This is a genomic window from Streptococcus varani, from assembly GCF_001375655.1.
GTDB lineage: Bacteria > Bacillota > Bacilli > Lactobacillales > Streptococcaceae > Streptococcus > Streptococcus varani.
On sequence record NZ_CTEN01000001.1, the window covers coordinates 380,773 to 397,861 of the forward strand.

Below are 17,089 nucleotides of genomic sequence, written 5' to 3' on the forward strand. Positions count from 1 at the left end.
AGGTGAGCCATGCTTGATGTCAGCGGAAAGTGGGTCCTAGTTACAGGTGCCAGTCGCGGAATTGGTCGTCAAATTGCGCTTGCAATGGCGAAGCTGGGTGCTAATCTAGTTCTACAGAGTCGCAATCTTCAGCATACCCATGACTTGGCCCAGAATATAAAAGCAATGGGGAATCAAGTGCTAGAAGTGGAAGCTGATTTGGCTAATCCAGTGGATATTGCCAAAATGGTGGATCAAATTAAGGGGCAAGTGACGATAGATATTCTCTTTAACAATGCAGGTTATCAGTTTTCCTCTCAAACGAATCTCTGGCACGTAGATAGCAATGAGTATCTGGAATCTTATAAAATCAATGTCATTGCCCCTATGCTTTTGATTGAAGCTTTCTTGCCAAAAATGCTTGAGCAAGGTTTTGGGCGCATTATCAACACCACTAGCGGAATCAAAAATCAACCAGAGCAAGGAGCCTATGCAGCCTCCAAAGGAGCCCTAGATAAGATTTCTAAGGATTATGCCAACAAATTGATTGGAAATATCACTATCAACCTTATGGATCCAGGTTGGATTCAGACGGATCTTGGTGGTCCAAATGCCAGTCATGAAGTGGAAACAGTCATTCCTGGTATGATCGTATGTGCCTTAGCGGATCAATCAATAAATGGTCAATGGCTACGTGCCCAGGATTTCGCAGGAGTGCCCTTGGATCAAGCCTTGGTAGTCTTAATGGATAAAGCAGCACAATAATGGTTACCTGATGTTAAAAATGAAGAAGCTGAGATATATTTTCGGTTTCTTTTTTTATCAAAAAGAAGCAAGGGAAAAGCTAAGACACAGAAAACTCTAAGCAGTTTTCACCTGCTAACTCATGACAGAAAAAGATTTTCGACATATAATAGAGATGAACAATACAAATCCGTGGTCTTTAATAGGGCTTTGCCTAGCCTGTACAGAAAACTGGATGAATAAGAGTCATGAGATAACTCGAATACGCCTGGAGCGTGAAAATAAAATTACAAGAAGCCTCTTATTCCATTGTTCAAGATTAGAATAGGAGGCTTTTCGTATGGAAGTCATGATTGAAACCTGCTGCGGTATTGATGTCCACCAAAAATCCATTGTTTGTTGTATCCTAGATGGTCCACTAGATACCAACAAACCTAAGAAAATTCAGAAGAAATTCGGGACAACGACAGTCGCCCTTCAAAATGCTCTAGCCTGGCTAGAGGAAAACCGTGTGACCCATGTCTTCTTTGAGTCTACTGGCCAATATTGGCTCCCTCTTTTTAATATTTTCTCTGATTCCGATTTAGTCCTTGTTCTAGCTAATCCACAACACATCAAAAATGTTCCTGGTCGAAAAACGGATGTGAAAGATGCAGAGTGGATCGCTCAACTGGGTCGGTGTGGTCTCATTTCGCTATCTTATATTCCCAGTCCCGAGGTCATGCAATTGCGTTTACTCACTCGTCGGCTACGTTCTTATAAACAGCGTCAAACACAAGTCAAAAACGAAATTCATAATCTCTTACAGCGTGCCAACATTAAACTAACCAGCTATCTTTCTGATATCTTCTCCAAGACAGGCCAATCCCTTCTAACACTCTTTATTAACGGGGAAGTCATTGACTGTGATAGTGTATCAGCTTGCCTTCACAAGCATGTTAAAGCGAGTCCTGAGGAACTAGTTGAGGCCATGAATGGGAAGTTATCACTGGAAGATCGTTTTCTATTGAATCAGAGTTTGGAAGAATATCGGATGTATCAAGAACTTATGGATAAATTGACCAGCGAAATACAGACTTACATCGCAAAGGAGTTTCCCTGAAGAAAATCGATTACTCCAAACCATTCCTGGTGTGAGTGAAGCCTGTGCAGCCACTGTTTTAGCTGAAATTGGACCAAACGTAGATAGTTTTGAAACAGATGGACACTTAGCTTCTTGGGCGGGACTTTGTCCTGGTTCCTATGAAAGTGCTGGGATTAAAAAATCCTCGCATATCACACAAGGAAATCGCTATATCAAACAGGCCTTGACCATGTCTGGACTCATTGCGGCACACTCCAAAGACCCAGCATTTTCATCCTTATACAATAGAATTTCCCAAAGAGGAAGCAAGATGAAAGCTGTTATTGCCTGTGCACATAAAATCCTTAGAACCATATACAAACTAGTTGAGGCCATGAATGGGAAGTTATCACTGGAAGATCGTTTTCTATTGAATCAGAGTTTGGAAGAATATCGGATGTATCAAGAACTTATGGATAAATTGACCAGCGAAATACAGACTTACATCGCAAAGGAGTTTCCCTGAAGAAAATCGATTACTCCAAACCATTCCTGGTGTGAGTGAAGCCTGTGCAGCCACTGTTTTAGCTGAAATTGGACCAAACGTAGATAGTTTTGAAACAGATGGACACTTAGCTTCTTGGGCGGGACTTTGTCCTGGTTCCTATGAAAGTGCTGGGATTAAAAAATCCTCGCATATCACACAAGGAAATCGCTATATCAAACAGGCCTTGACCATGTCTGGACTCATTGCGGCACACTCCAAAGACCCAGCATTTTCATCCTTATACAATAGAATTTCCCAAAGAGGAAGCAAGATGAAAGCTGTTATTGCCTGTGCACATAAAATCCTTAGAACCATATACAAACTACTCTTAACCCATCAACCTTATCAAAAAGAAAAGGCGTTAGGACTGAGGCAACAGTTCTAACACCAAAACTTAAAAAATTTCAATTACAGTATAACACAGGAAGTGATTTTTTGCGCTTTTTTACTGTAATTTTTTCAAATAAAAAAGCATAGAACCAACGGATCAAAAGTTGATTCTATGCTCTTTTAGAGTAAAAGATAGGTTGGGGTTTGAGATTTTTTCCAGTCACTTAATATGGTGTAGCAAGTCTCCTAAGCTTTGTAGCCTATTGTGATATGGGGGAAACGCTCCTGGATATAATCAAATAGGGGTTGCAGTTGCAAGTCGGTGTTTTTACCTACATTCTTGATAGCAAATTCTTGAGCTTTTTTGTGATTTGGGCTCTCGAATACTAGAGAAGAACTTCGACTAACGGTAATCAGACCATATTTTTTATGATTGACGACACGGTGATAAAGATTGTTAATATCCCGTAAATCCAAGAGGAAGAGTTTTTGTTTATAGCCAAAAATATGATTTTTGTAAATGAGGAGACCAATCTTTTCATCAATGTAATCAGCACCGTCTTGTAAACCTTGAATATTCCCCTGCAAACTAGGATAGGCTTGATAGAGGTCTTCATAAACTTGAGCATTAGACTTTTTAAGTTTCCAAGCGTTAAAGAAACCGAGTAAACCAAGGGCTAGAAAGAGAGGTCCGATGAAGTAAACAACTTTACCTAAGCCAGTATCTAGTCGAGACACATAGGTGGTATAGTCTAGTGTTTGTTTAATTTCCTCGTTTGAAGCGAAAATTTCCCTGAGAGAACTTTCGTAATTAAGGATGGAATCTTTATCGTAGGTAGATTTTTTTTTGACAACTAGGTACTGAGGGTTTTTAGCGAGTTTATCTGGAGAAGTTTCAATTAATTTTTGAACCTCTTTGTCCTTGTTTTTTGCTTCCATTCCGACATAGCCAAGATAGCCATCCGGCTGAACGTAACCGACCAAGTAAAGATTGTTATTATTGTCTAAATGGCCGATTGGTTCTGGATAAATAAAGTCGATGTGGACCACGACATCGTCACTGGAACTGACTTTGTAGATAGCATCATTTTTAAGAAGTTGATTGACATCTGTTGAGGTCCAATGAACTATGCCTAAAAGAATGGAGACTGCTAAAGAGACAACTCCGAATATTAGGGAAGCAATGACGCCTTTTAAGGGTTTTTCTTTCATAATGGGAGCTCCTTTAGGACTATATTTTATTTATTATTATATCATATCAACTCAGATTTTATTGTTTTTAAAACCAGTCGCAGAGAAAAAATGTGAAAAGAATCACAACCAAAAGGAATGTTTGTCGTTTTTTTTCAAAAAATATGCTATAATGAACAAGATAAAAATTATTTAAGGAGTCCTATCTAATGGCTAAATTGACTGTTAAAGATGTTGAATTAAAAGGCAAAAAAGTTCTTGTCCGTGTTGACTTTAACGTACCTTTGAAAGATGGCGTTATCACGAATGACAACCGTATCTCAGCTGCTCTTCCAACGATCAAGTACATCATCGAACAAGGTGGTCGTGCAATCCTCTTCTCTCACCTTGGTCGTGTGAAAGAAGAAGCGGATAAAGCTGGCAAATCTCTTGCTCCAGTTGCAGCTGACTTGGCTTCCAAATTGGGTCAGGAAGTTGCTTTTCCTGGTAGCACTCGTGGTGCTGAACTAGAAGCAGCTATCGATGCTCTTGAAGATGGACAAGTTCTTTTGGTTGAAAATACTCGCTTTGAAGATGTTGACTGCAAAAAAGAATCTAAAAATGATGCAGAACTTGGTCAATACTGGGCCTCACTTGGCGATGGTATCTTCGTAAACGATGCATTTGGTACAGCTCACCGTGCTCACGCATCAAACGTTGGTATCTCAGCAAATGTTGAAAAAGCAGTTGCTGGTTTCCTTCTTGAAAATGAAATTGCTTACATCCAAGAAGCTGTTGATGCGCCAGAACGTCCATTCGTGGCAATCCTTGGTGGTTCAAAAGTTTCAGATAAGATCGGTGTTATCGAAAACCTCTTGAACAAAGCGGATAAAGTTCTTATCGGTGGTGGTATGACCTATACTTTCTACAAAGCGCAAGGTATCGAAATCGGTAACTCACTTGTAGAAGAAGATAAATTGGACATCGCTAAAGAATTGCTTGAAAAATCAAACGGCAAACTCATCTTGCCAGTTGACTCAAAAGAAGCAAACGCCTTTGCAGGTTACGATGTTGTTCGTGATACAGAAGGTGAAGCAGTTTCAGAAGGTTTCCTTGGTTTGGATATCGGTCCAAAATCAATCGCTCTCTTTGAAGAAGCGCTTGAAGGTGCTAAAACAGTTGTTTGGAACGGACCAATGGGTGTCTTTGAAAACCCTGACTTCCAAGCTGGTACCATCGGTGTTATGGACGCTATCGTTAAACAACCAGGCGTTAAATCCATCATCGGGGGTGGTGACTCAGCAGCAGCAGCTATCAACCTAGGCCGTGCAGATAAATTCTCATGGATTTCTACTGGTGGTGGTGCAAGCATGGAGTTACTCGAAGGTAAAGTATTGCCAGGACTTGATGCATTGACAGAAAAATAAGATCTCCGCCCGTTAGTCTCTGCAAAATCCTGATTTTGTAGAGAAAAGTTTGCTGGCAATAGCAAGCTTCTGCCTAGTATCTTAAAACTAGGACATACTAGGAGAGCGAAATTATAGAGCCTAGAAAAAGGGTGGCTTTGGCCACCCTTTTGTTGTAGTGAAGATATTTGGGCCGTGGTGGTGGTGCATCATTGGAATTGCTTGAAGACAAAGTACTTCCAAGACTTGATGCTCTTACTGAGAAATAGGCGATAAGTTACTTCAAAAATCTAGGGGATATTGTGAGTTGGAAAATGGAGGAAGCAAGACTTCTGTCGTAAATGATTCCGTCTTTGCCACTCCCTAATTTTTGGGCGACAACCTCCAAGAGTCCATCCGTAGATTATTAGAGCTCTGCACGATTGAATAGGAAGGTAATAAGTGTAACGAAGTCAGTTACTATTCAGCTATTAACTTATAAAAAATAAAAAGAGTTGTTTCCAACTCTTTTTTAGCAAGTTTCTTCTCCGATTTCTGATAATACAATTGAATAAATCTTACTTTCTTGTCAAAACATGTTACAATAAAGTTATGTTTAAAAATTATCATTTTGATCCTAAGAAATTCAAACTAGGCATGCGAACTCTTAAATCTGGGATTGCAGTCTTTTTGGTGATTTTACTTTTTAAATTAATTGGTTGGCAGGGAACCAATATTGCTGCTTTGACAGCTGTCTTTAGTCTTCGCGAAGATTTTGATAGGAGTGTTCATTTTGGAGCTTCTCGCATCCTAGGGAATTCCATCGGCGGTTTTTTTTTGGTACTTTTCTTTATGGCTAGCCAGTTTTTCCACGGACATTTTCTAGTAACTCTGATCCTTGTTCCTATTGGTGTTATGCTAACCATCATGACCAATGTAGCTATGGGAAACAAGGCTGGTATCATCGGGGCGTCGGCTGCCATGTTGATTATTACCCTATCGACACCGTCTGGTGGACCTGTACTTTATGCGATCATTCGAGTCTTTGAAACTTTTGTTGGTGTCTTTATCGCTATTTTGGTTAATTACGATTTGGATAATCTAAAAATAGGACAAAAAAACAAAAGAAAAAGCGAATGATGTTAGAAAATATAACATGAACACTTGACGGATAAATTGAATTATCCTATAATGATAAACAGAAAGAGGCAACTCGTGAGAGAAAAGGAATTACGGAGATCATTAGCAGTCTTTCCGATTGGTAGTGTTATGAAATTGACTGATTTGACAGCGCGACAAATCCGGTATTATGAGGAGCAGGGTCTCATCCATCCTGATCGCAACGAAGGAAATCGCCGTATGTATTCTCTGAATGATATGGATCGCTTGCTGGAAATCAAGGACTATATCGCTGATGGCTACAATATTGCAGCTATCAGAAAAGAATATGAAGCTAGGGAACTAGCTAAACATCAGACACTTTCCGATAGTCAGGTAAGAAAAATCCTTCACGATGAGCTTTCTAAAGTCGGTGGCTTTAATCCTGCGACAACAGGTTTTGGTTCATTCCGCATGTAACTGCCTTTGAAAATATAGATAAATCATAACTTCTTGATTTATCTATATTTTCATTGAGTATCAACATGCATTTATAGGAAAAAGGAGAAACACATGTCAATCACAGCAGCGGATATCCGTCGCGAAATCGAAGAAAAAAACGTTACTTTCTTACGTCTTATGTTTACCGATATTATGGGCATCATGAAGAACGTAGAAATCCCAGCAACTGAGGAACAAATAGAGAAAGTCTTGTCAAACAAGGCTATGTTTGACGGTTCTTCTATTGAAGGTTTTGTTCGTATCAATGAGTCTGACATGTATCTCTACCCAGATTTAAATACGTGGACTATTTTCCCTTGGGGGGATGAGAATGGTTCAGTTGCAGGACTCATTTGTGATGTCTATACAACAGATGGTAAACCCTTTGCTGGGGACCCACGTGGAAACTTGAAAAAATCTCTTCACCATATGGAGGCAGTTGGTTTTAAATCTTTCAACTTGGGACCTGAGCCAGAGTTCTTTCTCTTTAAGATGGATGAACACGGCAATCCGACGCTTGAAGTCAATGATAAAGGTGGCTATTTTGATCTGGCACCAACTGACTTAGCAGATAATACACGTCGAGAAATTGTGAATGTCTTGACACGAATGGGCTTTGAAGTAGAGGCCAGTCACCATGAGTGTGCGATTGGCCAGCATGAAATTGATTTTAAGTATGATGATGTCTTGAATGCTTGTGACAAAATCCAACTCTTTAAATTGGTTGTAAAAACGATCGCTCGTAAGCACGGACTCTATGCAACCTTTATGGCAAAACCCAAGTATGGTATTGCTGGTTCCGGAATGCATTGCAATATGTCTCTCTTTGGTAAAGATGGACAAAATGCCTTTTATGACCCTAAAGATCCAAAGGGGATGGAATTGTCTGAAACAGCCTATCATTTCTTAGGTGGTCTCATGAAACATGCTTACAGTTATACAGCGATCATGAATCCGACAGTCAACTCATACAAGCGTTTGGTTCCTGGTTTTGAAGCACCAGTTTATATTGCTTGGGCTGGACGAAACCGTTCTCCTTTGATTCGCGTACCTGCTTCTCGTGGTATGAGTACCCGCTTGGAATTGCGTTCGGTTGACCCGATGGCTAATCCCTATCTAGCAATGGCTGTTTTGCTCGAGTCTGGTCTGGACGGTATCGAAAATAAAATTCCGGCACCTGCTCCAGTTGAAACCAATATTTATGCCATGTCATCTGAAGAACGTGCAGCAGCAGGAATTGTTGATTTACCATCAACACTTCACAATGCTCTCAAGGCTCTGCAAATGGATGATGTTGTTCGTGATGCTCTGGGAGAGCATATCTATGCTAACTTCATTGAAGCAAAACGAATTGAATGGGCTAGCTATGCTACCTTCGTTTCCCAATGGGAAGTGGATAACTATTTAGATTTGTATTAAAAAAATGGTCCGGGGGACCATTTTTTCATGAGCTCGAAAATGAGAAAGCGAGTCAGGTCCGGGGCTATAAACAGTTTGGGAACAGGTTTATTGGTGAGCTAATATGTTTGTTTTTGAAGGAGGGATTATATGCAGGACTGGATTGACGGGATTTTTAAAGAGCAATACAAGGAAATTTTTGGTGAAGAAGGTTTAGGGCAAAAAGATCCTGAAACATTTTATATTCTTGAGGAGATGGAGGGGGAAATTGTCGCTGCTTTACAAGCCCAACAAACCTTAGAAACTGTTCATATTAAAGCCTTGGTTGTAGCAAAAGAATTCCGTGGTCAGGGATTAGGTATGTCGCTCTTGAAGAGGTTGGAAAAAGAGTCTTCTTCGCTCGGATTTAAAAGTATTACGCTGTCAACAAAGTCCTATCAGGCCAAAGACTTCTATCTTAAGGCAGGTTATGAGATTTATGCTAGCTTGGAAGGAGTGCCTCGAGGTGGCATCACCAAATACCAGTTTATTAAGTGGGTCTAAAAAGAAGGAAGCTATTTAGTTTTTTCCAGAACACAGACAAATCTACTCATTAGACTTAAAATGGGAAAAATCAGTTTTTTATCATACCAACAGATACTCTCTGGAAGAATGCTAGGACACTATTTCAAAGAGTATTTTTTTAAAAGCAAAGAAAAAAGATTGAAGAAATGATTCCTATGGATCTTTTCTTCAATCTGAAAGAAAGGAGAGTCTTCTTCGCTCTTTGGTTTTAAGACTCACGTTAAAAAGACCCATCAGGGTCTTTTTCGCTTTTGTATTTCCGAGCTCACGTTAAAAAGGTCTCCCAGACCAAGCTCGCTCTTTGGTTTTAAAGCTCGCGTTAAAAAGGTCTCCCAGACCTTTTTAATTATCCGGTGTCAAGATCATTGGGATAATAATGGGCTCGCGTTCTGTTTTTTCATAGAGGAATGGTCGCAGGGCGTTGACAATGGATCCGTTGACGCTTTGGATGCTTGCATCCTTATTTTTCAGAGCGATACGGATAGCATTGAAGAGAATCTGCTGGCTCTCACGGATGAGGTCGCCAGATTCACGCATATAGATAAAGCCTCGGCTGAGGATATCTGGGCCAGCCAAAATCATTTGTGTCTTAAAATCAACAGTAGCAACGGCTAAGACGACGCCATCTTCAGATAAATCACGGCGATCTTTGAGGACAGCAGCTCCGATTTCACCGATACGGTTTCCGTCAACATAGATGTCTTGTGCATTGAAGCTTCCTGAGATACGCGCTGAGTCCTTGGTAAGAGCCAAGACATCCCCATTTTCCATGATAAAGATATTATCTTTAGGGATACCAGTGTCAACAGCAAGACCAGCATGAATTTTCTGCATGCGGTATTCGCCATGAACGGGCATAAAGTACTTCGGTTTAATGAGGCGGAGCATGAGTTTTTGTTCTTGCTGGCCACCGTGTCCAGAGGTATGGATGTTGTTGATTTTACCGTGGATTACTTCGACACCAGCTTCAATCAAGATATTGATAATCTTGTTGACGCCAGTTGTATTTCCTGGAATCGGGCTAGAGGAGAAGATGACGGTATCACCAGGTTGCAATTGTACTTGACGATGAGTTCCGTGAGCGATCCGTGAGAGGGCAGCCATGGGCTCTCCTTGGCTACCGGTACAGAGAATCAAGACTTCACTAGCAGGGTATTCTTTGATAGCATTGGGCTCGATAAAGGTATCTGCTGGTACTTTAATATAACCCAATTCAATACCGTTGGCAATGGCTTTTTCCATAGAGCGTCCAAAGACCGCAATCTTGCGTCCGGTTTTGACCGCCGCATCTGCAGCTTGTTGGAGACGGAAGATGTTGGAAGCAAAGGAGGCAAAGATGATACGGCCGTGGATGCCTTCGATAATTTTGCTGATAGACTGACCGACAACTTTTTCAGAGTTAGTAAAAGTTGGTACTTCGGCGTTTGTCGAATCTGATAGAAGACAGAGTACGCCCTCTTCGCCCAGTGCGGCCATGCGGTGCAAATCGGCAGGTTCTCCCACAGGGGTAAAGTCGAACTTAAAGTCGCCGGTACAGACGATTTTTCCTTGAGGTGTAGCTACCACAACACCCAAAGGCTCTGGAATAGAGTGAGTGGTACGGAAGAAGCTGACCTTGAGTTGCTTGAAGGTTAATTCAGTGTTGTGGTTGATTTCATGGAGACTAGCATCGCGCAAAAGACCATGCTCTTCCAATTTACCTCGGATGAGGGCAAGAGCAAGAGGTCCGGCATAGATAGGAACATTGGCTTGCTTGAGGAGGAAAGGAATACCACCAATGTGGTCCTCGTGTCCGTGAGTGATGACGACGCCTTTAACACGCTCAATATTTTCAACGATATAGGAGTAATCAGGGATAACATAATCAATTCCCAATAAATCGTCTTCTGGGAACTTAATGCCGGCATCGACGATGAGAATTTCATCTTGGTATTCGATGCCATAGGTGTTTTTTCCGATTTCCCCTAAACCACCGATGGCAAAGACGCCAACTTCATTTGGTTTTAGATTGATGGATGACATGGATTAGAACTCCGTAAGTTTGAAATCAGTATGAGATTTTTCATACTCTAAGTGGTTGTCAGATAATAATTCAATTAATTCGATATTGAAATCAGTATGTTGCTCTACTAATTGGCGAGCTACGATGCGTCCTTCCAATTCTGAAGCTGCTTCAACTTCTAGATAGAGAGACTTGGTTTGCTCACGACGTGGAGAGCGATCTTTGGTTTCTTGGTAAAATACTTTATAAATCATGGTTTTCCTTTCTTGATGAAACAGTTTACGTTGAAAAAGCCACAAATAGAGGGTTTCTACTTGTTTTTTCTTATGCAGTTTTCTGGAGTTATGTTAAGAAAAAGAACGAGTTATTCACTCTTTTCTTCTGTTTTCTATGAAACGTTGCAATTATGTACATTATACCATAAAAGGCGCTTTTGGTGAAAGGAAAATGCTGGTGAAAATGTAAAAAACCATTTATTTTCAATTATTTTCCAATGATAAGATAAGACTTGATGGACTTGATTTGAAAAAATGTTCAAGATAGCTTACAATAAAGAGAAGTAGAACGAGGAAATTATAATGAAAATATTAGCAATGGATACTTCTAGCCTAGCCTTAGCTGTCGCACTTTTGGAAGATGACAACTTGGTGGCTGAAGTGACTCTTAACATCAAGAAAAACCACAGTATCAGTCTCATGCCTACCATTGATTTTTTAGTGGAATCGATTGGTTGGAAGCCTGCTGATTTGGATCGGATCGCCGTAGCTAAAGGGCCAGGCTCTTATACGGGTTTACGGGTGGCCGTTGCCACTGCCAAAACGCTTGCTTATGCTCTAAAGATAGAATTAGTTGGGGTGTCCAGTCTCTATGCTTTGGTATCGGAGTGTCCAGCGGATGGACTGATTGTGCCACTCATGGATGCTCGTAGGAACAATGTCTATGCTGGTTTTTATGAAAAAGGTCTATCGGTGCAAGCAGATGCTCATTTACCTTTTGGTGATGTGTTGAAAAGGGCTGAGTCAGCTGAAAAGGTTACTTTTGTTGGGGAAGTAGCTAACTTTCGCAGTCAGATTGAAGCATCTCTTCCTCATGCTCAGATCATGGAGACCTTGCCTTCGGCCCTTGGTATCGGAAGACTGGGTCGAGATTTACCGGCAGTCAATGTAGATGACTTTGTTCCCGAATATCTGAAGCGAGTAGAAGCAGAAGAAAACTGGCTCAAAGCAAATGAGGCGGACAATGAAGATGACTACATTAAGAGAGTCTGATATGGATTATTCTCAAGAAATATTTTCACTGTTGACCGATGTCTATAATCAATCGCCCTGGACCTTGCAACAGATTGAAAGAGACATGAAGTTGGCCCATACGGAGTATCTCTATCTGATTGAAAATCAGAAATTGCTTGGTTTTTTAGCTGTTCAAGACTTGGCTGGAGAATTAGAAATCACTCAGATTGCGGTCAGAAAAGACTATCAAGGTCAAGGTCTAGCCAATCAACTCATGAATACATTGTCTAGTAGGAGTGAGCCTGTTTTCTTGGAGGTTAGAGAAAGCAATAAAGCGGCGCGTGGCTTGTATGAAAAGTTTGGTTTCAAGAAAGTGGGACTACGAAAAAAATATTACCAGAATCCGGTTGAAGATGCAGTTTTGATGGCTCGTGAGGGCCAGTTAGGATGAATGAAGAAATGAAAGATCGATATATTTTGGCTATTGAGTCTTCTTGTGATGAGACCAGTGTAGCTATTTTAAAAAATGACAAGGAATTGCTGAGCAACATCATTGCTAGTCAAGTAGAAAGTCACAAGCGTTTTGGCGGCGTAGTGCCCGAGATCGCCAGTCGCCACCATGTGGAAGTAGTGACGACTTGTATAGAGGAAGCCCTGCAGGAAGCGGGTATTGAAGCAGAGGATTTGGATGCGGTAGGAGTGACCTATGGTCCAGGTTTAGTGGGAGCTCTTTTGGTCGGTATGGCTTCTGCTAAGGCTTTTGCTTGGGCGCATGGCTTACCGCTGATTCCAGTCAATCACATGGCTGGCCACTTGATGGCGGCGCGTGCGGTTAAAGAGTTGACCTATCCTCTCATGGCTCTGTTGGTATCCGGAGGTCACACGGAGTTGGTTTATGTGGCGGCACCGGGTGACTATAAGATCATTGGTGAAACCCGCGATGATGCGGTTGGCGAGGCCTATGATAAGGTTGGTCGCTTGATGGGGCTGACCTATCCGGCTGGCCGCGAAATGGATGAGTTAGCACACGAAGGTCAGGATGTCTACCATTTCCCGCGGGCAATGATCAAGGAAGACAATCTAGAGTTTTCTTTTTCAGGACTCAAATCTGCCGTTATTAATCTCTATCATAATGCTCAGCAAAAAGGCCAGGAATTGGACATAGTTGATCTGTGTGCCTCCTTCCAAACAGCGGTGCTGGATATTCTCATGGTAAAGACTAAAAAGGCTTTGGAGAAATACCCAGTGGGTACCTTGGTGGTGGCTGGTGGTGTCGCAGCCAATCAAGGATTGCGTGAGCGACTCGCGGTAGAGATGAGGGATGTCGATGTGATTATTCCACCCTTGCGTCTTTGTGGGGACAATGCTGGGATGATTGCCTTGGCTGCTGCCATAGAATTTGAAAGAGGGAATTTCGCTAAACTAGATCTTAATGCTAAACCTAGTTTGGTTTTCCAAGAAATGGAGTAGGAATGAAGAAGGCTTTGCTTCTTATTGATATGCAAAAAGGCTTTTTGGGTAGCCAGTGGCCTGAACGCAATAATCCTCAAGCGGAAGAGAAGATGTTGACTGTCTTGGAACATTTTCGTGAAAGTGGGGAAGAAGTTATTCACATCTGCCATAAGTCACGCCTAGCAGAAGATTCATTTTATAAGGAATCGGATAGAGCTTTCATGGAGGGGTTTGAACCCTTGGATGGGGAAGTGATTTTCGAAAAAACGGTTAACAGTGCCTTTATCGGGACAGACTTAGAATCTTATTTGCAAAAGCAAGGAATTTCGGACTTGGTCATCCTTGGTCTGACTTTACCACACTGTGTTTCGACGACCACTCGTATGGCAGCTAATCTTGGGTTTACGGTTGTTCTCTTATCGGATGCGACAGCTAGCTTTGCTCTGCCTGACTTATGGGGACAAACGATTGATCCTGAACTACTCCATCAAATCAACTTAGCAAGTCTCGATGGTGAATTTGCCCAGGTCATGACGGTGGAGCAATATTTAAACAGTTGAGATGGGTATGCTGAAGCCGTTCTCCGTATACTTATTATGGAAGAAGTTCCTGAGATCTATCTCGGGGACTTTTGCTTTTATCTGACTGCTTGCTAATGGTCTGTTTCCCAATTTCATTCCTATCTGAACTCTTTTTATGTTATACTATAAGAATATTCTGAATTTTTTGTGAGGATAATGATGAGAGAGAAAAGGTTTTGGGCAGGAGTTCGGGCTGCGACTCCAACTGTTTTTGGTTATTTATCAATCGGTTTGGCTTTTGGGATTGTGGCGGCCAAATCCGGTATTTCCCCTCTAGAAACGGGTTTGATGAGTATCTTAATCTATGCAGGTTCTGGTCAATTTGCCTTGGCAGCCTTGATTCTGGTCCAGGCACCTCTGACCTCCATCGCACTGACGATTTTTCTCGTCAACTTACGGCATTTCCTTATGAATTTACATACCTCAACCATCTTTTCTAAGGCTTCTTTTCCTCAACAAATTCTAATCGGTAGTTTTTTGACGGACGAAAGTTATGGAGTGATGCTGGGACATCATATTCTTCATCAGGAAGTATCTCCTTTTTGGATGTACGGCAATAATGCTGCCAGCTACCTTTCTTGGATTTTAGCTACGATAACAGGTTCCTTGGTTGGTGGCTTTATTCCAAACCCACATGCTTTTGGCATCGATTTTGCTCTTATTGCTATGTTTGTGGCTATTTTTGCCAGCCAACTGCAGGGGATTTTGCAGAAAGTAGCCTTACAGAAAATCGTTTGGATCTTGTTGGTGGTTTTGGTCTCTTATTTTGGCTTCTCGCGGATCATTTCCGCTTCTTTGGCCCTTTTGATGGCGACTTTGTTAGGATGTTTAACGGGGGTGATTTTGGATGATTAATCAGTATATTTTAGGGGCTATTGTGATCTCGGCCTTGGTGACTTGGTTGCCGCGGGTACTACCCTATGTTTTCGTTCGTTTTGCAACCTTGCCTGACAAATTGGTCAAGTTCTTGGCCTATTTACCTCTTACAATCATTTTCGCACTGATTCTATCCAGTCTTTTTCCTGGTCGAGTTGGTGGCTGGCCTAAGATTCAGTGGATAGAACTAGTAGCCGTATTGCCGACTTTTGCGGTCCTTGGAAAAACAAGAAATGTGATGCTGGCGGTAGTGGCGGGTATCCTTTGTGTGGCTACTCTCCGCTATTTATTTTAAAAATGAAACAGTCTACCGATGCCTAGGCTGTTTTTTTGCGATTTTACAAAAACTTTACAAAAGGGAGGGCATAGATTTGATGTTGAAAGACTATAATCATACTTGTAAATCAAATAACTGAGGAGTTTACCATGAAAAAACTATCAACATTATCTAAAATTGCCATTACTGGTCTTGCAGGTTTATCTTTTTTAACAGCTTGTGGCACTAAGTCAGCTGAAGGTGGCAGTTCATCTAATCAAACTATCAATGTTGTATCGCGTGAAGAAGGTTCTGGAACACGTGGAGCCTTTGTTGAATTGTTCCATGTTTTAGAAAAGGGTGCAGACGGCAAAAAGGTGGATATGACCTCTGATAAGGCTATTGTGACCAACTCCACATCTGTTATGTTGACAACGGTATCTGGAGATGCCAATGCTATTGGTTATGCTTCACTTGGTTCACTTGATGACAGTAATAAAATCCTTAAAATTGATGGTGCGGAAGCTACAGTAGACAATATCAAAGATGGTACCTATAAAATTTCACGTCCTTTCAATATTGTGACGAAATCAGAAGTTAGCGAAGCGGCTCAAGACTTCATCCACTTTATCTTGAGTGCGGATGGTCAAGCTGTCGTTGAAAAGAGTGGTTATATTCCTTTGGATAATGCTCCAACTTACACAGCAAAAGCAAATAGCGGAAAAGTTGTTGTGGCAGGTTCTAGTTCAGTAACACCTGTGATGGAAAAATTAAAGGAAGCTTATGCTAAGGTAAATGCTAAGGTGACTGTAGAAGTACAACAAAGCGACTCCTCTACTGGTATTATCAGCGCTACGGAAGGAACAGCAGACATCGGTATGTCTTCTCGTGAACTAACAGACGAAGAAAAAGCAAAAGGCGTTACTCCAACAGTTATCGCTCTGGACGGAATTGGTGTTATTGTCAATAAAAACAATCCAGTTTCTGACTTGACCAACGAGCAAGTGAAAGAGATCTTCACAGGAAAAACAACATCTTGGGATGCTCTCTCTAAATAAGAGGTTATGAATGAATCATACGAAAGAAAAAATTATGCAAGCGGTATTCTTCCTTACCGCCTGCATTTCTATTTTATCTGTTTTACTAATCTGTATCTTTCTCTTTATGAATGGCTTTCCTGCTATCCAGCAAATCGGCTTGGGAAACTTTCTAACAGGAACTACTTGGAGACCAGCCAATAATCTCTTTGGCATTTTACCCATGATTGTAGGATCGCTGTATGTAACGGCAGGGGCCTTGGTCTTGGGTGTGCCAATTGGGATTTTAACAGCTGTTTTTATGGCACGTTTTTGTCCACAAAAGATTTATAGACCGCTCAAGGCAGCTATCAATCTCATGGCAGGGATTCCATCGGTTGTTTATGGTTTCTTTGGTTTGGTGGTTTTGGTTCCTTTTGTAAGGGAAAATATTGGTGGTTTTGGGATGGGTGTGTTAACAGCTTCTATCCTCTTAGGCTTGATGATTTTACCCACCATTATCAGTGTCTCTGAGGCAGCTATTCGTGCAGTACCCAACTCCTATTATGAGGGCGGACTGGCTTTAGGGGCCTCCCATGAAAGAAGTATCTTCTTTGCCGTATTACCAGCTGCAAAACGCGGTATCCTGGCTGCGGTTATTTTGGGAGTTGGTCGGGCAATCGGAGAAACCATGGCAGTGATCATGGTAGCCGGAAACCAGGCTATCTTACCGGATTCCTTAACATCAGGTGTTCGTACCTTGACGACAAATATCGTTATGGAGATGGGCTATTCGACCGGCTTACATAGAGAGGCCTTAATTGGTACAGCAGTGGTACTCTTTATCTTTATCCTGATGATCAATATCAGTTTCTCACTACTAAATAAAGAGGACTAG

Annotated in this window: 18 protein-coding genes and 2 pseudogenes; 17 read left to right on the plus strand and 3 right to left on the minus strand. The window is 41.5% G+C overall.

Annotated features, from left to right (window positions below; genetic code table 11):
• Positions 1-9: 9 nt before the first annotated feature.
• The 4 genes and pseudogenes from BN1356_RS01960 to BN1356_RS01975 form a co-directional block, all read left to right on the plus strand.
• Positions 10-744: an SDR family NAD(P)-dependent oxidoreductase gene (locus tag BN1356_RS01960; RefSeq protein ID WP_093649746.1), complete on the plus strand. Its 735-nt coding sequence runs from the start codon at positions 10-12 to the stop codon at positions 742-744.
• 319 nt (positions 745-1,063) lie between these two features.
• Positions 1,064-1,825 (plus strand): IS110 family RNA-guided transposase, encoded by a 762-nt coding sequence (locus tag BN1356_RS01965; RefSeq protein WP_093649747.1) that lies wholly within the window; start codon positions 1,064-1,066, stop codon positions 1,823-1,825.
• A gap of 19 nt (positions 1,826-1,844) precedes the next feature.
• Positions 1,845-2,312 (plus strand): annotated as a pseudogene (locus BN1356_RS01970) (transposase); the annotation flags it as partial.
• Positions 2,313-2,331: 19 nt separating this feature from the next.
• A pseudogene (locus BN1356_RS01975) lies at positions 2,332-2,718 on the plus strand (transposase); the annotation flags it as partial.
• A gap of 191 nt (positions 2,719-2,909) precedes the next feature.
• Here the strand turns inward: BN1356_RS01975 and BN1356_RS01980 are convergent.
• Positions 2,910-3,875, minus strand: a complete 966-nt coding sequence (locus tag BN1356_RS01980) for a hypothetical protein (RefSeq protein ID WP_093649750.1) — start codon at positions 3,873-3,875, stop codon at positions 2,910-2,912.
• A gap of 188 nt (positions 3,876-4,063) precedes the next feature.
• On the opposite strand from BN1356_RS01980, the gene BN1356_RS01985 reads away from it, so the two are divergent.
• The 5 genes from BN1356_RS01985 (at position 4,064) to BN1356_RS02005 (ending at position 8,758) form a co-directional block, all read left to right on the plus strand.
• Positions 4,064-5,260 (plus strand): phosphoglycerate kinase, encoded by a 1,197-nt coding sequence (locus BN1356_RS01985; protein ID WP_093649751.1) that lies wholly within the window; start codon positions 4,064-4,066, stop codon positions 5,258-5,260.
• 570 nt (positions 5,261-5,830) lie between these two features.
• Positions 5,831-6,358, plus strand: a complete 528-nt coding sequence (locus tag BN1356_RS01990) for an FUSC family protein (RefSeq protein WP_093649752.1) — start codon at positions 5,831-5,833, stop codon at positions 6,356-6,358.
• Positions 6,359-6,433: 75 nt separating this feature from the next.
• Entirely contained in the window at positions 6,434-6,796 is a 363-nt protein-coding gene (locus tag BN1356_RS01995) for a MerR family transcriptional regulator (RefSeq protein WP_093649753.1), read from the plus strand.
• 93 nt (positions 6,797-6,889) lie between these two features.
• Positions 6,890-8,236: a type I glutamate--ammonia ligase gene (gene glnA / locus BN1356_RS02000; protein ID WP_093649754.1), complete on the plus strand. Its 1,347-nt coding sequence runs from the start codon at positions 6,890-6,892 to the stop codon at positions 8,234-8,236.
• A 129-nt stretch (positions 8,237-8,365) separates the two neighbouring features.
• The gene (locus BN1356_RS02005; protein WP_093649755.1) at positions 8,366-8,758 is read left to right on the plus strand and encodes a GNAT family N-acetyltransferase; all 393 of its coding nucleotides are present in this window, start codon (positions 8,366-8,368) and stop codon (positions 8,756-8,758) included.
• A 363-nt stretch (positions 8,759-9,121) separates the two neighbouring features.
• Here BN1356_RS02005 and rnjA read toward each other — a convergent pair whose 3' ends face one another.
• Both rnjA and BN1356_RS02015 read right to left on the minus strand, forming a co-directional pair.
• Positions 9,122-10,801, minus strand: coding sequence for a ribonuclease J1 (rnjA, locus tag BN1356_RS02010; protein ID WP_093649756.1), 1,680 nt, complete (start codon positions 10,799-10,801; stop codon positions 9,122-9,124).
• 3 nt (positions 10,802-10,804) lie between these two features.
• Positions 10,805-11,035, minus strand: coding sequence for a DNA-dependent RNA polymerase subunit epsilon (locus BN1356_RS02015; RefSeq protein ID WP_093649757.1), 231 nt, complete (start codon positions 11,033-11,035; stop codon positions 10,805-10,807).
• A gap of 324 nt (positions 11,036-11,359) precedes the next feature.
• Between BN1356_RS02015 and tsaB the strand changes: the two genes are divergently transcribed.
• The 8 genes from tsaB to pstC all read left to right on the plus strand — a co-directional run bounded on the left by tsaB (position 11,360) and on the right by pstC (position 17,089).
• The gene (gene tsaB, locus BN1356_RS02020; RefSeq protein ID WP_093649758.1) at positions 11,360-12,049 is read left to right on the plus strand and encodes a tRNA (adenosine(37)-N6)-threonylcarbamoyltransferase complex dimerization subunit type 1 TsaB; all 690 of its coding nucleotides are present in this window, start codon (positions 11,360-11,362) and stop codon (positions 12,047-12,049) included.
• The gene (gene rimI / locus BN1356_RS02025; RefSeq protein WP_093649759.1) at positions 12,021-12,461 is read left to right on the plus strand and encodes a ribosomal protein S18-alanine N-acetyltransferase; all 441 of its coding nucleotides are present in this window, start codon (positions 12,021-12,023) and stop codon (positions 12,459-12,461) included. The genes tsaB and rimI overlap by 29 nt, the downstream gene beginning before the upstream one ends.
• 8 nt (positions 12,462-12,469) lie before the next feature.
• Entirely contained in the window at positions 12,470-13,480 is a 1,011-nt protein-coding gene (gene tsaD, locus BN1356_RS02030; RefSeq protein ID WP_093650039.1) for a tRNA (adenosine(37)-N6)-threonylcarbamoyltransferase complex transferase subunit TsaD, read from the plus strand.
• Between the two features lie 2 nt (positions 13,481-13,482).
• Positions 13,483-14,022, plus strand: coding sequence for a cysteine hydrolase family protein (locus tag BN1356_RS02035; RefSeq protein WP_093649760.1), 540 nt, complete (start codon positions 13,483-13,485; stop codon positions 14,020-14,022).
• A gap of 180 nt (positions 14,023-14,202) precedes the next feature.
• Positions 14,203-14,898: an AzlC family ABC transporter permease gene (locus BN1356_RS02040; protein WP_093649761.1), complete on the plus strand. Its 696-nt coding sequence runs from the start codon at positions 14,203-14,205 to the stop codon at positions 14,896-14,898.
• Positions 14,891-15,214, plus strand: a complete 324-nt coding sequence (locus tag BN1356_RS02045) for an AzlD domain-containing protein (protein ID WP_093649762.1) — start codon at positions 14,891-14,893, stop codon at positions 15,212-15,214. The genes BN1356_RS02040 and BN1356_RS02045 overlap by 8 nt, the downstream gene beginning before the upstream one ends.
• A 131-nt stretch (positions 15,215-15,345) precedes the next feature.
• The gene (locus BN1356_RS02050) at positions 15,346-16,233 is read left to right on the plus strand and encodes a substrate-binding domain-containing protein (protein ID WP_093649763.1); all 888 of its coding nucleotides are present in this window, start codon (positions 15,346-15,348) and stop codon (positions 16,231-16,233) included.
• Positions 16,234-16,243: 10 nt separating this feature from the next.
• Positions 16,244-17,089 (plus strand): phosphate ABC transporter permease subunit PstC, encoded by an 846-nt coding sequence (pstC, locus tag BN1356_RS02055; protein ID WP_093649764.1) that lies wholly within the window; start codon positions 16,244-16,246, stop codon positions 17,087-17,089.

Coding starts and splice junctions, on each gene's coding strand:
- BN1356_RS01980 (WP_093649750.1), bottom strand. CDS start 3,875: ATGAAAGAAAAACCCTTAAAAGGCGTCATTGCTTCCCTAATATTCGGA.
- BN1356_RS02050 (WP_093649763.1), top strand. CDS start 15,346: ATGAAAAAACTATCAACATTATCTAAAATTGCCATTACTGGTCTTGCA.
- BN1356_RS02045 (WP_093649762.1), top strand. CDS start 14,891: ATGATTAATCAGTATATTTTAGGGGCTATTGTGATCTCGGCCTTGGTG.
- BN1356_RS01965 (WP_093649747.1), top strand. CDS start 1,064: ATGGAAGTCATGATTGAAACCTGCTGCGGTATTGATGTCCACCAAAAA.
- BN1356_RS01990 (WP_093649752.1), top strand. CDS start 5,831: ATGTTTAAAAATTATCATTTTGATCCTAAGAAATTCAAACTAGGCATG.
- BN1356_RS02015 (WP_093649757.1), bottom strand. CDS start 11,035: ATGATTTATAAAGTATTTTACCAAGAAACCAAAGATCGCTCTCCACGT.
- tsaB (WP_093649758.1), top strand. CDS start 11,360: ATGAAAATATTAGCAATGGATACTTCTAGCCTAGCCTTAGCTGTCGCA.
- BN1356_RS02005 (WP_093649755.1), top strand. CDS start 8,366: ATGCAGGACTGGATTGACGGGATTTTTAAAGAGCAATACAAGGAAATT.
- glnA (WP_093649754.1), top strand. CDS start 6,890: ATGTCAATCACAGCAGCGGATATCCGTCGCGAAATCGAAGAAAAAAAC.
- rimI (WP_093649759.1), top strand. CDS start 12,021: ATGAAGATGACTACATTAAGAGAGTCTGATATGGATTATTCTCAAGAA.
- pstC (WP_093649764.1), top strand. CDS start 16,244: ATGAATCATACGAAAGAAAAAATTATGCAAGCGGTATTCTTCCTTACC.
- tsaD (WP_093650039.1), top strand. CDS start 12,470: ATGAAAGATCGATATATTTTGGCTATTGAGTCTTCTTGTGATGAGACC.
- BN1356_RS01985 (WP_093649751.1), top strand. CDS start 4,064: ATGGCTAAATTGACTGTTAAAGATGTTGAATTAAAAGGCAAAAAAGTT.
- BN1356_RS01960 (WP_093649746.1), top strand. CDS start 10: ATGCTTGATGTCAGCGGAAAGTGGGTCCTAGTTACAGGTGCCAGTCGC.
- BN1356_RS02040 (WP_093649761.1), top strand. CDS start 14,203: ATGAGAGAGAAAAGGTTTTGGGCAGGAGTTCGGGCTGCGACTCCAACT.
- rnjA (WP_093649756.1), bottom strand. CDS start 10,801: ATGTCATCCATCAATCTAAAACCAAATGAAGTTGGCGTCTTTGCCATC.
- BN1356_RS02035 (WP_093649760.1), top strand. CDS start 13,483: ATGAAGAAGGCTTTGCTTCTTATTGATATGCAAAAAGGCTTTTTGGGT.